The 14,585-nt window shown below is 65.4% G+C and carries 16 protein-coding genes; 10 read left to right on the top strand and 6 right to left on the bottom strand.

Annotation, left to right across the window (positions count from 1 at the left end; translation table 11 throughout):
* Positions 1 to 21 precede the first annotated feature (21 nt).
* Positions 22 to 147, top strand: a complete 126-nt coding sequence (locus DCN14_RS39015) for a hypothetical protein (RefSeq protein WP_275404984.1) — start codon at positions 22 to 24, stop codon at positions 145 to 147.
* Here the strand turns inward: DCN14_RS39015 and DCN14_RS11500 are convergent, their stop codons facing one another.
* The gene (locus DCN14_RS11500; protein ID WP_096501710.1) at positions 148 to 1,239 is read right to left on the bottom strand and encodes a helix-turn-helix transcriptional regulator; all 1,092 of its coding nucleotides are present in this window, start codon (positions 1,237 to 1,239) and stop codon (positions 148 to 150) included. It lies immediately after the preceding gene.
* On the opposite strand from DCN14_RS11500, the gene DCN14_RS37925 reads away from it, so the two are divergent.
* Both DCN14_RS37925 and DCN14_RS11490 read left to right on the top strand, forming a co-directional pair.
* Positions 1,234 to 1,593 (top strand): hypothetical protein, encoded by a 360-nt coding sequence (locus tag DCN14_RS37925; RefSeq protein WP_162826191.1) that lies wholly within the window; start codon positions 1,234 to 1,236, stop codon positions 1,591 to 1,593. The genes DCN14_RS11500 and DCN14_RS37925 overlap by 6 nt on opposite strands.
* 468 nt (positions 1,594 to 2,061) lie before the next feature.
* The gene (locus tag DCN14_RS11490) at positions 2,062 to 2,283 is read left to right on the top strand and encodes a SymE family type I addiction module toxin (RefSeq protein WP_172441883.1); all 222 of its coding nucleotides are present in this window, start codon (positions 2,062 to 2,064) and stop codon (positions 2,281 to 2,283) included.
* Positions 2,284 to 2,543: 260 nt separating this feature from the next.
* Here the strand turns inward: DCN14_RS11490 and DCN14_RS11485 are convergent, their stop codons facing one another.
* Entirely contained in the window at positions 2,544 to 3,164 is a 621-nt protein-coding gene (locus DCN14_RS11485) for a hypothetical protein (protein WP_096501706.1), read from the bottom strand.
* Positions 3,165 to 3,973: 809 nt separating this feature from the next.
* Here DCN14_RS11485 and DCN14_RS11480 point away from each other — a divergent pair.
* From DCN14_RS11480 to DCN14_RS11460, 5 genes are all read left to right on the top strand, one after another.
* Entirely contained in the window at positions 3,974 to 5,092 is a 1,119-nt protein-coding gene (locus DCN14_RS11480; protein WP_096501702.1) for a branched-chain amino acid ABC transporter substrate-binding protein, read from the top strand.
* A gap of 173 nt (positions 5,093 to 5,265) precedes the next feature.
* Positions 5,266 to 6,192 (top strand): high-affinity branched-chain amino acid ABC transporter permease LivH, encoded by a 927-nt coding sequence (gene livH / locus DCN14_RS11475; RefSeq protein ID WP_096501700.1) that lies wholly within the window; start codon positions 5,266 to 5,268, stop codon positions 6,190 to 6,192.
* An 11-nt stretch (positions 6,193 to 6,203) separates the two neighbouring features.
* Entirely contained in the window at positions 6,204 to 7,475 is a 1,272-nt protein-coding gene (locus DCN14_RS11470) for a high-affinity branched-chain amino acid ABC transporter permease LivM (RefSeq protein WP_096501698.1), read from the top strand.
* Entirely contained in the window at positions 7,472 to 8,245 is a 774-nt protein-coding gene (livG, locus tag DCN14_RS11465; RefSeq protein WP_096501696.1) for a high-affinity branched-chain amino acid ABC transporter ATP-binding protein LivG, read from the top strand. Before DCN14_RS11470 ends, livG begins: the two co-directional genes overlap by 4 nt.
* The gene (locus DCN14_RS11460) at positions 8,245 to 8,946 is read left to right on the top strand and encodes an ABC transporter ATP-binding protein (RefSeq protein ID WP_096501694.1); all 702 of its coding nucleotides are present in this window, start codon (positions 8,245 to 8,247) and stop codon (positions 8,944 to 8,946) included. The genes livG and DCN14_RS11460 overlap by 1 nt, the downstream gene beginning before the upstream one ends.
* A 228-nt stretch (positions 8,947 to 9,174) precedes the next feature.
* Here DCN14_RS11460 and DCN14_RS11455 read toward each other — a convergent pair whose 3' ends face one another.
* From DCN14_RS11455 to DCN14_RS11445, 3 genes are read right to left on the bottom strand one after another with little or no spacing between them, the layout of a single operon-like run.
* Positions 9,175 to 9,582 carry a DUF2000 domain-containing protein gene (locus DCN14_RS11455; RefSeq protein ID WP_096501692.1) on the bottom strand — a complete coding sequence of 136 codons (408 nt, stop codon included), beginning with the start codon at positions 9,580 to 9,582 and terminating at the stop codon, positions 9,175 to 9,177.
* Between the two features lie 44 nt (positions 9,583 to 9,626).
* Positions 9,627 to 10,475: an AraC family transcriptional regulator gene (locus DCN14_RS11450; RefSeq protein WP_096501690.1), complete on the bottom strand. Its 849-nt coding sequence runs from the start codon at positions 10,473 to 10,475 to the stop codon at positions 9,627 to 9,629.
* Complete coding sequence (locus DCN14_RS11445) at positions 10,472 to 11,449, bottom strand: AraC family transcriptional regulator (protein WP_096501688.1); 978 nt, start codon at positions 11,447 to 11,449, stop codon at positions 10,472 to 10,474. Before DCN14_RS11445 ends, DCN14_RS11450 begins: the two co-directional genes overlap by 4 nt.
* Before the next feature lie 42 nt (positions 11,450 to 11,491).
* On the opposite strand from DCN14_RS11445, the gene DCN14_RS11440 reads away from it, so the two are divergent.
* Positions 11,492 to 12,241, top strand: a complete 750-nt coding sequence (locus DCN14_RS11440; protein ID WP_096501686.1) for an SDR family oxidoreductase — start codon at positions 11,492 to 11,494, stop codon at positions 12,239 to 12,241.
* 68 nt (positions 12,242 to 12,309) lie between these two features.
* Here DCN14_RS11440 and DCN14_RS11435 read toward each other — a convergent pair whose 3' ends face one another.
* Positions 12,310 to 13,611 (bottom strand): aspartate aminotransferase family protein, encoded by a 1,302-nt coding sequence (locus DCN14_RS11435; RefSeq protein ID WP_096501684.1) that lies wholly within the window; start codon positions 13,609 to 13,611, stop codon positions 12,310 to 12,312.
* Between the two features lie 76 nt (positions 13,612 to 13,687).
* On the opposite strand from DCN14_RS11435, the gene DCN14_RS11430 reads away from it, so the two are divergent.
* A complete protein-coding gene (locus DCN14_RS11430) occupies positions 13,688 to 14,575 on the top strand; it encodes a LysR family transcriptional regulator (protein WP_172441882.1) in 888 nt (295 codons plus the stop codon).
* The last annotated feature ends 10 nt before the right edge of the window (positions 14,576 to 14,585 follow it).

Raw genomic sequence — 14,585 nt, 5'->3', positions numbered from 1 at the left:
GTCGGGTTGGCGACGCCGCTCGTGACCGCGATCGGTGTCGGTTCGGGGGCACTGATGGAAGCGAGCGGCATGGACGAAGCCATCGACGACGGCGTGCAGTTCTATGGCTCAGACATCGGCCACGTCATCAATCTAAACCCAACCTGATCACGTCTGCATAACCAACGACGTCAACTGCGCCGCCCGCGCCACTTCCGTCTTCGCATAGATCGACTTGATCTGCGACCGAATCGTGCCGATCGACACGCCGCGCAGCTCGGCGCATTCCTGCGGCGAGTTCCCGTCGCAGCACAGCAGTACCGCGAGATCGGCTTCGGCCGACGACAACCCATAGAACACGCGTAACCGCTGCGCGCGCGCCGACGGCGAACGCAGGTCGGCCGCGGTAATCAGTGCCGCCACACCGGGCCGTTCGCGCACGAGGCGCGACTGTTCGGGCACGGGCATCAGCGCAAGCGGCAGCGGTTCGCCCGTCGTACGGCGCAGCAACAGCCCACCGCGCGCGAATGCATGCCGCCATTGCGCATCGTCGACGCAGCCTTCCGGCGCGAAGCGCCCGTTCACGATACGCAGCGCCGGTTCCGCCGCGATCAGTTGATCGGCCGCGCGATTCGTATAGCGGAGTTCGCGCTGCGCGCCGAGCAAGAACACCGGCACCGGAATCGCATCGAGCGCCGATTCCGCGGCGGCCACGCGTGCTTCGAGTTCGCCGATGCGTGCCTGAATCCGCAACGCGCGGCTGATGTGCGCGCCCATGCTTTCGATCGCGTCACGCTGCGCGTCCGACAGGCCCTGCGATTCGGGGCCGCTCTGTACACTGAGGAATGCGCCGGTGCCCTCGCCGCGATGGATATACAGCCCGGAGATGCTGCCGATCCCGTATGGCTTCAGGAATTCCTGGTAGAACACGCTATGCGCGCGTTGCGGGCGGGACAGTTGATTGACGTCCTCGAACCAGCGCCCAGCAGGCCAGTTGCCGGCAACCGGCACGACTGGGTCATACAAATAGAATTCGGTGTTGTATGCGTGGTGGCATTCGGCGACCCACGGCTCGTCGTCGCCCGCGGCGAGCTCGATGGCCGGTATTCTCGCCGCCTCGTCGAACGACAGCAGCGTGGCCATGCGCACGCCCACCGACGATCTCAAGCCGTCGAGCACGGTTTCCCATCTCTGATCGCCCAGTGCTGCGGCGTAGATGTCGTCGACTAATGCCGATGGAATCAACTCGTTCCGTTGCATCTGGTCACCCCCGCGCTACATATTCTTGTCGATCGCCTTTCGCGCATCTTACTCATTCTCGCGCCGGGTTCAATATGCGTGCGCACTTTGGGCTGGAAGCACGTCGGTTTGAGGCGTTTCTCGTCAGACGTAATGGCGACTCTCGAGCTTTCTTTTGACTGGAGCGGTGGCATCACGCAGACCAATCCTGGCGACAGCCGGACCGCTGCCGGCACGCTGTTTCTGCAGAAGAATGCGGTGCCCGACGAGGTCGGGCACGGATACTTCCTTGGCGCAAAAGGTACGCTCGACTATTTCATCGCGCCGGGGTTGAGCGTGCGCTTCATGAGCACGCTGGACGCATCAGTGCGCTGAAGTCGCCCGCTGGCAGGGTGAGCGGATCCGGGCGTCCGAAGGGAAGCAACAGGCGCTTTTGTCCCGAAACGCGTTCTTGCGCTGAGTGAAGCCGATTCATTCGAACTGTTTCGAATCGTTGCGTTCCGAGGCCGACCGACGTCTGTTTCAGCTCACTTTTTCCGTTCGCATCGGCGCATGCAATAGCCCGGTGGGTGCTGACGAAATTACGTGCCTATGCCTAATGGCTAACGCTCGCGCAAGCGGAAAATATATGGTGTTAGCGATGGTCTAATAGAAGTATTCAATGCTGATCGCGCGCGAACGAGCGCTAAGCAGCCTGTAGATCCGCTCCAAGCACTATTTCATCGAGGAGATGGAAAGGGAGGAATCCGAAATATCAAAAACACTGCAGTAAACGAGCGCGGGCCGCAAGTGCTACCAACACTCACGACCCGCTGACCACAGCCAACTTACCAGGAGTTGCCCATGGCTAAGGCGAATGATAAAGCACGTCCCCCGATTTCGGAACGCTACGTGACGGTCCAGGAAATATGGGGTGTTCCGAAAAGATTCGGCCCGAGGCCGAAGACGTTCTTTCCATATATGAAGATCGGCGGAATGTGGCTGATCAATGATGTGGGTTTTGAGCCAGGCAAAAAGGTGCGGATAGCGGTCGAGCCGGGAAGGCTGGTCATCACCACGATGTGAGATGCGACAGCGGCGCTGTACATCGGCCCGATTCGTCTCGATGCGAATCGGCCGATCGGCTAGTGTGGCGCGAACCACCAAATCCAGACCGTGATCGCCGATGAACCGGCGATACGAAAGGCCGCGCAGACAGCACCGCGCGGCCTGATCGAACTTCAACTCGCGCAAATGCGCGCCTCAGTGCAGCAAGCACGCATCCGCGGAGCACAAAGCCGTACATCAAGCCGGGCAGGACAGCCGCCACCGGCCACGACGAAACATCACCAAGCGATATTGCAAGACGACCGTGCCGTCCCCGCACCACCCGTCGCCGTGCAACGCGAACCCGCGCCGCCGTCATAAAACGTCCGCGTTTCAGGTTGCGGCACTGACGGATCGTACGGATTCGGCACAGCGTGCGGACCTCGCGCAGCATCGAAGGGCCGCGTAGGCGCATACGCATTCTCGCCGCCACGCGCATGTGACCCATTGGCTCGCAGATATTCATTCCAGTTCAGCTCGCGCTGTTCGTGTTTCGGCAGCGCGCGACCGAAGCTATCGTTCCCGCCCGCACCGAGCTCGACGCGATTCGAGGGCCAAACAGAATCGCGAGATCCATGTTCCGCCGAAGGCTGCGGTTTAAGCGAATCGCCCGAAACCCTCAACGGCCGCGTATCCGGCGTATCGAACGGACTACGTTCAACCGGCGCCGCGTACTTCACGCGCTGCGTCGTCGGCACTGAACGCTCAACGTCCGGAGCCACAGCCCGACGTTCCGAACGAAACACATTGGCCTCGTCCGAACGATCGATCAGCGAATCGCGGCCCGAAGCGTCGACAGTAGAAACGGAAAGCGCACAAGCAAGCGCGGCGGCAGAAGAAAAGCGAAGAGGAGGATTCATCGGGGCTCCGAACCACGTGATAAGCAATGAGAAAAAACGGCAGATCACTGGCTGGCGGCTCGGCGACGGATGGGCGTCGAGCGACCCTGACGCGACTGCGAGGCACGGAGGGGGCGACCCGCAGGAGGGCTGGCTGGATTGCAGAAGCGAGCCCGAATTATTTCACAAAAATCACAAACTGCTTTCTGTGTATCCATATACGTCAGCAATCGGAAGGATTGGCGGCCATGAACTACCGCCCCGAGTCGGTGCACGCCTTCACAATCATCAGTCGATTGATTTTCGGCGATCGAACCCCAGACAATCAAAAAACGACGCCCCACGAAACACCGAATCCTCGAAACCCAATCCCGGCAAGGCCAAACCTCACCAACCCACCCGAAATCGCAACCCAATTGCACTCCCCCGCAAACGTTAGCACCCCGTCCAGTTGCTCCCGAATCGCCACCAGGAAGTCGGCAAGTTTCTCCGTGTTTTCCCCAAGAGGGGCGGCATTTTTGACAGACGATTTAAAAACGCTCATATAATTTCGACTGCCTTGCCAACGGCTGTCGGACCATCCCTCCGAACGAGCAGTTGGCAAGCGGGGCAGGCGAAACGCTTGCGCAATGCAAGACGCATCACGATGTCTTTCCGAACCAGACGTCCCCTTTGGGGACTGCAAGAGCCGGGCCCCGCTACGCATCACTCCGCTGGAGGTCCGTCTTCATGTGTCTCGGGCGTGTCCCATGTCCTCGCCCCGGGTGCTGTTCGATTGCGCAAGTCATGCCGCCTTTGCCCGTATGACTAACAACATCGAGGAGCTCCTGATGACGCTGTCCCGTCTTACGTCCATTTCCGTCGCCGCCGTGCTGTTCGCCGCCGGCGCCGCCGCCGCGCAAGCGGAAACCGTGAAGATCGCCATCGCTGGTCCGATGAGCGGTTCGGTCGCCCAGTACGGCGACATGGTGAAGGCCGGCGCGCTGACCGCGATCGAGCAGATCAACGCGGCAGGCGGTGCGGGTGGCAACAAGCTTGAACCCGTGATGATGGACGACGCGTGCGAACCGAAGCAGGCCGTCGCCGTCGCCAACAAGATCGTCAGCCAGAAGATCAAGTTCGTGATCGGTCACGTGTGCTCGGGTTCGACGATTCCCGCCTCCGACATCTACGAAAACGAAGGCATCGTGATGGTCACGCCGTCGGCCACCGCGCCGCAGCTGACCGAAGGCAAGAAGCGCCACTTCATCTTCCGCACGATCGGCCGTGACGACCAGCAAGGCCCGGCCGCCGCGCAGTACATCATCAACCACGTGAAGCCGAAGAAGGTCGCGGTCCTGCACGACAAGCAGTCGTACGGCCAGGGCATCGCGACGTCGGTGAAGAAGGACCTCGAAGCCGCGAAGATCCCGGTCGTCCTGTTCGAAGGCATCAACGCCGGCGATTCGGACTACTCGGCGGTCATCACGAAGCTGAAGTCGCAAGGCGTCGACTTCGTCTACTTCGGCGGCTACCACCCGGAAATGGGCCTGCTGATGCGCCAGGCGCGCGAGCAGGGCGTGAAGGCCACGTTCATGGGGCCTGAAGGTGTGGGCAACAAGGACGTGACGGCCATCGCCGGCCCGGCTTCGGAAGGCATGCTGGTCACGCTGCCGGCCGACTTCTCGGCCGATCCGGCCAACGCGGCGCTGGTGAAGGCGTTCGCGGACAAGAAGCGCGATCCGAACGGCCCGTTCCAGATGCCGGCGTACGCAGCGGTGAAGATCATCGCCGACTCGATCGCGGGCGCGAAGACGACGGACCCGACCAAGGTCGCCGCGTACATGCACAAGACGACGTTCGACACGCCGATCGGCAAGGTCGCGTATGACGCACAGGGCGACCTGAAGGCGTTCAAGTTCGTCGTCTACACGTGGCACAAGGACGCGACGAAGACCGCCGCCAAGTAATACGGAGTACCCGCCCCGCGCACCCGCTCTGCCCGTCACCCGGGCAGGGCGCGTGCGCATTTGGCCGTTGCGCGGCCAAGGGGCGGCCCGAGACGACACCGTGCGTTGCGCGCGGCCGGCCGCCGTGATCCGGCGACGGCATGCGACACAGCGCCAACGGGAGCTTCCCGCACATGACTGACTTCTTTCCGCAATTCGCCCAGCAGCTGGTCAACGGCCTGACGCTGGGTGCGATCTATGCGCTGATCGCCATCGGCTATTCGATGGTCTACGGCATCATCGGCATGATCAACTTCGCCCACGGCGAGATCTACATGATCGGCGCGTACGTGGGCCTCGTGACCCTCACGGCCATCGGCATCTCCGCCGGCTATCCGCTGCCGCTCGTGCTCGGCGCCGCACTGATCGTGTCGGTGATCGTCACGGGGCTGTACGGCTTTGCGGTCGAACGCGTCGCGTATCGCCCGCTGCGCGGCGGCCCGCGCCTCGTGCCGCTGATCTCCGCGATCGGCATGTCGATCTTCCTGCAGAACTACGTGCAGATCGGCCAGGGCGCGCGCGACGTGTCCGTGCCGATCCTGATCTCCGGCGCGTTCGACATCCATCTCGGCGGCGACTTCGACGTGACGATCCCGTATGCGCGTCTCCTGATCGTCTGCGTGACGATCGTGCTGATGATCGCGCTCACGCTGTTCATCTCGCATTCGCGTATGGGCCGTGCGTGCCGCGCGTGCGCGGAGGACATGAAGATGGCGAACTTGCTCGGCATCGACACGAACCGCGTGATCTCGTTCACGTTCGTGCTCGGCGCGATGCTGGCGGCCGTCGGCGGCGTGCTGATCGGCCTGACGATCGGCAAGCTGAACCCGTATATCGGCTTCGTCGCGGGCATCAAGGCGTTCACCGCCGCGGTGCTGGGCGGGATCGGCAGCATCCCGGGCGCGATGCTCGGCGGCGTGCTGCTGGGCCTGGCCGAAACCTTCGCCGCAGGCTACATGCCGGCCGAGTACAAGGACGTCGTCGCGTTCGGCCTGCTCGTGCTGATCCTGCTCTTCCGCCCGACCGGCCTGCTCGGCAAGTCGGACATCGAAAAGGTTTGAGGGAGACGCAGATGAGTCAAGTCATTTCCGTTCGCCGCCCGGCCGCCGACGCGTCGGTCGGCCAGGCGCTGAAGCATGCCGTGGCCGCCGCGTTCCTGACGGCGATCCTCACGATTCCGGTGCTGGGCCTGCAGCTGAAGCTGGACGGCTACCAGGTGGTGCTGACGCCGCATTGGCGTCCGGTGTGGATCGCGGTCACGGCGGTGTTCCTGTTCCAGCTGTTCAAGCCGTGGCTCATGCGCGCGAAATCGGCGGTGAAGCTGCCGGCGATGCCCGCGATGGGCGCGCAGCAGCAGCGCGTGATCATCTGGGTGATGCTCGCGGTCGGGTTCGTGTGGCCGTTCTTCGGCTCGCGCGGCGCGGTGGACGTCGCGACGCTCGCGCTGATCTACGTGATCCTCGGCCTCGGGCTGAACATCGTGGTCGGCTTCGCGGGGCTGCTGGATCTCGGCTATGTCGGGTTCTACGCGGTCGGCGGCTATACGTACGCGATGCTGAACCAGTATTTCGGGCTGTCGTTCTGGGAGTGCCTGCCGATCGCGGCGATCGCGGCGGCGACGTTCGGCTTCCTGCTCGGGTTCCCGGTGCTGCGCCTGCGCGGCGACTATCTGGCGATCGTCACGCTCGGCTTCGGCGAAATCATCCGCCTGCTCGCGAACAACCTGACCGACCTGACGGGCGGCCCGGACGGCATCTCGAGCATTCCGAAGCCGACGGTGTTCGGCTTCGAGATGGCGCGCTCGGCGAGCGTCGAAGGCGCGAAGACCTTCCATGAACTGATCGGGCTGGAATACAGCGGCGAGCACATGGTGATCTTCCTGTACCTGATCGCGCTGGTGCTGGTCGGCTTCACGCTGTTCGTGACGAGCCGCCTGATCCGCATGCCGATGGGGCGCGCGTGGGAAGCGCTGCGCGACGACGAGATCGCGTGCCGTTCGCTCGGCCTGAACCCGACGCGCATCAAGCTGTCGGCGTTCACGCTGGGTGCTGCGTTCGCGGGCATCGGCGGCGCGTTCTTCGCGGCGCGTCAGGGCCTCGTGAATCCTGAATCGTTCACCTTCATCGAATCGGCGCTGATCCTCGCGATCGTCGTGCTCGGCGGGATGGGGTCGCAGCTCGGCGTGATTCTCGCGGCGATCCTGCTGACCGTGCTGCCGGAAGTCGCGCGCGGGTTCGCCGAGTACCGGATGCTGATCTTCGGTCTGGTGATGGTGTTGATGATGATGTGGCGTCCGCAGGGCCTGTTGCCCGCGAGCCGTCCCCACGTGGAGCTGCCGCAATGAGCGCGAATGCAGAACTGTTGAAGGTCGCCGGGCTGCAGATGCGCTTCGGCGGGTTGCTCGCGGTGGACGGCATCGATTTCGACGTGCGCCGCAACGAGGTGTTCGCGATCATCGGGCCGAACGGCGCGGGCAAGACCACGGTGTTCAACTGCGTCGGCGGCTTCTACAAGCCGACCGGCGGCGACGTCGTGCTCGACGGCCATGCGATTGGCGGGCTGCCGAGCCACAAGATCGCGTTGAAGGGGCTGGTGCGCACGTTCCAGAACATCCGTCTGTTCAAGTCGCTGACGGTGGTCGAGAACCTGCTCGTCGCGCAGCATCGCAAGGTGAAGGCGGGGCTGCTGCCGGGCCTGTTCTCGACGCCCGCGTATCGTCGCGCCGAGAAGGAAGCGCTCGAACGCGCGGCGGTGTGGCTCGACCGGATGGGATTGAAGTCGGTGGCCAACCGGCAGGCGGGCACGCTGTCGTACGGGCACCAGCGGCGCCTGGAGATCGCGCGCTGCATGATCACCGAGCCGCGTCTCTTGATGCTGGACGAGCCGGCGGCCGGTCTCAACCCGCAGGAAAAGATCGAGCTGCAGCACCTGATCGACAAGCTGCGCCACGAGTTCGGCGTATCGGTGCTGCTGATCGAGCACGACATGAGCCTCGTGATGGGCGTGTCGGACCGCATCCTCGTGATGGAGCACGGCCGGCCGATCGTGATCGGCACGCCGGAAGCGGTCCGCAACGACCCGCGCGTGATCAAGGCGTATCTGGGGGAAGAGTGATGCTGAAGCTGGAACAGGTCCATACGCACTACGGCGCGGTCGAGGCGCTCGCGGGCGTGTCGATCGAGGTGAACAAGGGCGAGATCGTCACGCTGATCGGCAGCAACGGCGCCGGCAAGACGACGCTGATGATGACGGTATGCGGCACGCCGCGCGCGTCGTCGGGCCGCGTGCTGTTCGAGGGCAACGACATCACCGGGATGTCGACGCACCAGATCATGCGGCAGGGGATGGCGATCTCGCCGGAAGGGCGGCGCGTGTTCCCGAGCCTGACGGTGCTCGAGAACCTGAAGATGGGCGGCTTCTTCGCGAGCCGTCACGAGATCGACGACGGCATCGAGCACGTGTTCAAGCTGTTTCCGCGGTTGAAGGAGCGCGCGACGCAGCGGGCCGGCACGATGTCGGGCGGCGAGCAGCAGATGCTGGCGATCGGCCGCGCGCTGATGAGCAAGCCGCGCCTGCTGCTGCTCGACGAGCCGACGCTCGGTCTCGCGCCGCTCGTGATCGCGCAGATCTTCGACATCATCCGCGCGATTCGCGACGAAGGCGTCACGGTGTTCCTGGTCGAACAGAACGCGAACAAGGCGCTGGGTGTGGCCGATCGCGGCTACGTGCTCGAAACGGGGCGCGTGGTGCTGGCGGACACGGGCGCGAACCTGCTCGCGAACGACCGGATCAAGCAGGCGTATCTCGGCGGTTGACGTGGGAAACCGCCGGCCTGCAACGGGCCGGCGGCCGACGGTAATTTTGGGCCGGTTCGGCTCCGATCGCCGCAAATTCGGCTACGCCATGCGAAGCATCGGGATCAACCCAAAATCGACCCGATAAGGCCATGTCTTGTAGCGAATTGGACGCCCGGTAGCCATTCCCGTCAAATTCGTCAACGTGCCCGCTCACCGCTGACCCGAAGCAACTGCGTAGCCCGCGCCTCACGCGTGCAGCGCCAGTCCTTTCACGGCCTTGTCGACGGCCTTCTTCGGCCCGTGCAACGCCAGGCCGACCAGATCCAGATGCTCCGCGTCCCCGGCACGAAACACGGCACGATTGGCCGCGTCGTGCCCGGTCGAAAACATCGCATGCACGTAGGGCACGATCGTGAGTTCGCGCGATAGCGCCTGTCGATGCGCGGCCTGCAACCCGTCCAGATCGGCTGCGAACACCAGCATCGGCTGGCCGAGCATGCGGCCGTAGCGGCGGCCTGCCGCATCCTCGTAAGGCTCGCCGAGCGCTTCCGGCGCTTCGGCCGCGACGCCCGTCGCGAGAAACGCGACGACATTGAGTTTCTGCCACGCCGCGAGATCGTCGCGCACGATCAGCGCCACCTTGGTATCGAACATGATTGCTCCTCGTTGAAGCAGGCATGATCGGATGCCGTGCGCGATCAGTCTGGAACGTTTGTGCAGAGTTGCCGGTACGCGGCCGGCGTGATCCGGTATGCGCGACGGAACCAGCGGCCCAGGTGGCTCTGGTCGGCGAAGCCGACGTCCGCGGCCGCCTGCGCGGGCGTGCGGCCGGCCGCGAGCAGCCGGCGCGCGGCGCGCAGCCGCAATCGCACCAGGTATGCATGCGGCGACGTGCCGAACGCGCGCTGGAACAGACGCGTCAGCCGGAACCGGTCGATCCCGGCGAAGCCGGCCAGCTCGTCGAGGCCGGGATTGCCGTCCATCTGCGCATGCAGCAGATCGCGCACCCGTGCGATCGCGGGCGGCACGGCGCCGCTTTCCGGCACGCGCGGGCCACGCAGTTCGCCGCCGAGCCGCATCAGCAGCCGGTCGAGTGTCTGGTCGCGCGCGAGTTTGCCTTCGTTGCCGTGGATCGCGAGAAACGCCTGGCGGATCGCGTCGACCAGGCTGCGATCGTCGACGAGCGTATGGCCGAAGGACGCCTCGACGCCACCCAGGCCCGGCAGGTCCAGACGTCGCGCCGCATGCTCGACCCACGCTTGCGGCAGATACAGCATCCCGTACGTGAAGCCGCCCGCTTCGGGCGCATGGCCGTCGTGCAGCGCGCCCGGCTCGATCAGGATCGCGCGGCCCGGCACGCTCGTATGCAGCGACCGGTGGCACTGGAAACGCTGCACGCCCTGTTCGGTGAAGCCGACCAGCATGTCGTCGTGATCGTGCGCATCGTACGCATGGCCGTCGAAATGCGCATGCAGGCTTTCGATGCCGGTTTCCGCATCGCGCCGCGCGACGAGCCAGTGGTCGGCCGTGTTGGACGCTTTCTTCATTCGTCGCTTTCCACCGCCTGTTCTTCACGCGCGTATTGCGCCGGCGGACGGCCGACGTGCCGCGTGAACGCGACGCTGAAGGTGCTGGCGGAACTGTAGCCGACGCGCCCCGCGATCTCCGCGATGCGCCCTTCGTTGCGGCGGAGCAGATCCTTCGCGAGCGCCATGCGCCACGTGAGCAGGTATTCCATCGGCGCGACGCCGACCGCGCGGCTGAAGCGTTCGAAGAAGGTCGAGCGCGACAGCGCGGCTTCCTTCGCCAGCTCGACGATCGTCCACGGATGCGCGGGGCGCTCGTGCATCCGGCGGATCGCGGCGGCGAGGCGGCTGTCGGCCAGCCCGCGCACGAGGCCGGGCGATGCGTTCGTGCCGGCCGTGAAGCGCAGCGCCTCGATCAGCAATACTTCCAGCAGGCGCGCCAGCACGATCTCGCGCGCAGGCCGCTGCGCGCGAGATTCGTCGCGCACCAGTTGCACGAGCGTGGTCAGTCGCGGTTCGCCGCGCACGTGCACGTATCGGGGCAGCAGCGACACCAGCAGCGATGCGTCGGGCGAACCGAAGCTGCAGTTGCCGGCCATCATCCGGGTGTCGACCGGGTTGGCGGGATCGCCGATCCGGTATTCGCCGTGGTCGAGCGCGACCGGCGGCGCGGTTTCGATACCCGGTGCGGGCGGTTCGAGGCTCGACATCGCGACGCCGTATGCGGCCGGAATCAGCATGAAATCGCCGGGTAGCAGCGCGATCGGAGCATGCCCGTCGATCGCGATCCGGCACCCGCCGTCGAGGATCGCGCAGTAGAAGGGCTCGCCGGCGACCGTGCGGCTGATCGCCCACGGGCTCGCGCCGCGCACGTATTTCGAGTACTGCGCGCTCGGTTGCAACAGCGTGACGACTTCGGTCAGCGGATCGATCATCGCCGGACTCTCGCAAAAGAAAAGCGGATTTTCGATTGTAGCGAATACGGTCCCGGCCATCTATCGTACGGACACATGCCCAACACACTGACAGGAGTCCGCATGAAGACCGTATTGATCACCGGCTGTTCCTCCGGCTTCGGCCTCGAGATCGCGCGTCATTTTCTGGCGCATGACTGGCAGGTCGTCGCGACGATGCGCACACCGCGCGAGGACGTGCTGCCGCCGTCGCCGCACCTGCGCGTACTGCAGCTCGATGTCACGAACCCCGACAGCATCCGCGACGCGCTCGCCGCGGCCGGCCCGATCGACGCGCTCGTCAACAACGCAGGCTTCGGCGCGGCCGCGCCGGCCGAGCTTACGCCGCTCGACACGGTGCGCGCGCTGTTCGAGACCAATACGATCGGGACGATCGCGGTCACACAAGCCGTGTTGCCGCAGTTTCGCGAGCGCGGGGCCGGCGTGGTCGTGAACGTCACGTCGAGCGTCACGCTGAAGGTGCTGCCGCTGCTCAGTGCATATCGCGCCAGCAAGGCGGCAGTCAATGCGTATACCGAATCGATGGCGATCGAACTCGAACCGTTCGGCGTGCGTACGCACCTGGTGTTGCCGGGCCGCGCGCCCGATACGCGTTTCGGCGACAACGCGCGCGCGAACATGCACGGCTTCGAGCACGAAGCGTATGCGGAATTTGTCGGGAAGGCCGTTGCGCGGATGCTCGATGCGTCGTCGCCGATTACCCATGCCCAGGACGTTGCCGATGCGGTATGGCGCGCGGCGACCGACCCGTCGAGCCCGATGCGCATTCCGGCCGGCGCCGATGCGCTGGCGTGGGCGGCGGAAGCCGGCTGATCGATCGGGAATGCGTCGCGCCGGTCGGTCGAACCGGCGTGACGGATCGCATGGCGCGGGGAAGGGCGTTACAGCGCGCGTGCGATCGCCTGTTCGAGCAGCGACAAGCCGAGGTCGATCTCTTCCTCGCTGACGGTCAGCGGCGGTGCGATCCGGAACACGCCGCCCATGCCGGGCAACTGCACGATGTTCATGCTGAGCCCGAGGTTCATGCACTCGCGCGTGATCTTCGCGCCGAGGCCGTCCGCCGGTTCCTTCGTCCGGCGATCCTTGACGATCTCGACGCCGAGCAGCAAGCCGCGGCCGCGCACGTCGCCGATGCAGTCGAAGCGTTCCATCAGGTCGAGCAGGCCGCGCCGCAGCCGGTCGCCCATCACGTTCGCGCGCTCGACGAGGCCGTCGCGCTGCACCACGTCGAGCACGCGCAGGCCGACCGCGGCGGGCAGCGGATCCGATACGTGCGTCGTATAGAACAGGTAGCCGAGCTCGTGCGCGCGTTCCTCGATCGCGGCGGACGTCACGATGGCCGCGAGCGGCAGCCCGGCGCCGAGCGTCTTCGACAGCGTCAGGATGTCGGGCGTCACGCCGTCGCGCTGGCACGCGAACATCGTGCCGGTGCGGCCGACGCCCGTCTGCGCTTCGTCGAGGATCAGCAGCATCCCGCGCGCTTCGCACTTGCGCTTGAGCGCCGCCATGTAGCCTTCCGGCAATTCGATGATGCCGCCCGAGCTGAGGATCGGCTCCGCGATGAACGCGGCGAGGTTGCCGCTCGACTGGCGGTCGATCAGGTCGAACGCATAGTCGAGCTCGGCGAGGTAGTCGTACGTGCCGTTGTGCTCGAAGCGCGGCCGGTACGTGAACGGCGCCGGAATCGCGAACGAGCCGACGGCGGCCGGGCCGACGCCTTTGCGCCCGGCGCTGTACGTGGCGGACGCAGCCGCGCCCGTCATCCCGTGCCACGACTGTGCGAAACCGACGATCTCGTACTTGCCGGTGACGAGCTTCGCCATCCGGATCGCCGCTTCGTTCGATTCCGCGCCGGTGCTCAGCAGCAGCGCGCGGTCGAGCCCCGGCGGCGTGACGTCGGCGAGGCGCGTCGCGAGATCGACGACCGGCCGCGACAGCATGCCGCTGAACAGGTGGTCGAGCTTGCCCGCGTATTCGCCGATCACGGCGACGATCTCCGGGTGGCTGTGCCCGAGCACCGCGCTCATCTGGCCCGACGTGAAGTCGAGGATCGCGCGGCCGTCCGCGTCGTAGACGAAGCTGCCTTGCGCACGCTCGATGATCATCGGCTCGAACGTGCCGCCGTAGCGGATCAGGTGCTGTCTGGCGTTGCGCCAGAAGGTTGCGTCGTCGTTCAGGGACATCGGGTTTCTCCGGGCAAGGGCAGGGATCGCTTGCAGTCTAGGCGCCGGTCTGGTTTTATGGAAACGAATAGTGCTTATGCAAGGTAGAAAAGGAGCTAATACCTTGGGACGCTCGCTCGACATCGACCTGCTGCGCTCGTTCGTCGTGATCGCCGAAGTGCGCTCGCTCAGCCGCGCGGCGGCGCGGGTCGGCCGCACGCAGTCCGCGCTGAGCCAGCAGATGCGGCGGCTCGAGGAGGTCGTCGATCAGCCGCTGTTCCAGCGCACCGGCCGCGGCGTGCTGCTGACGCATCCCGGCGAGCGGCTGCTCGCGCATGCGCAGCGTATCCTGCGGCAGCACGACGAGGCGATGGCCGACCTGTGCGGCACGGGGTTGTCGGGCAGCATCCGCTTCGGGTGCCCGGACGATTACGCGGCCGTGTTCCTGCCGTCGCTGTTGCGGCAGTTCTCGAACCAGCATCCGCAGGCGATCGTCGAAGTCGTGTGCGGGCCGACGCCGCGCTTGCTCGAGCAGCTCGACAAGCGGGCGGTCGATCTGGCGATGATCTCGTTGCCGGACGACGACGGGGCGACGGCGGATTTCATCCGTCGCGAGCAACTGGTCTGGATCGGTTCCCCGGGGCTGGATGCCGCGCGGTTCGATCCGTTGCCGCTCGCGCTGTCCGATCCCGATACGCTCGATCACATCGCGGCCTGCGAGGCGCTGGATCGAGCGGGGCGCGATTATCGCGTCGCGTATGCGAGCAGCAGCCTCGCGGGGCTGACCGCGCTGGTGCGCTCGGGGCAGGCGTTCGCGGTGATGACGCAAACGGCGGTGCCCGCGGATCTGGCGATTCTCGCCGGCGATCGCGGGTTGCCGCCGCTGCCGGCGGTGGGGATCACGCTGAAATTCGACCGGAAGCGGCCGTCGCATCTGACGGTCGCGTTTGCCGAGCATATTCGGGCGGTGTTGCCGCTGCTGTGACGGGGGCGGG

It is taken from the genome of Burkholderia sp. IDO3, assembly GCF_003366075.1.
In the GTDB taxonomy this organism is placed as follows: domain Bacteria; phylum Pseudomonadota; class Gammaproteobacteria; order Burkholderiales; family Burkholderiaceae; genus Burkholderia; species Burkholderia anthina.
This window is presented reverse-complemented; position numbering and strand designations above follow the sequence as displayed.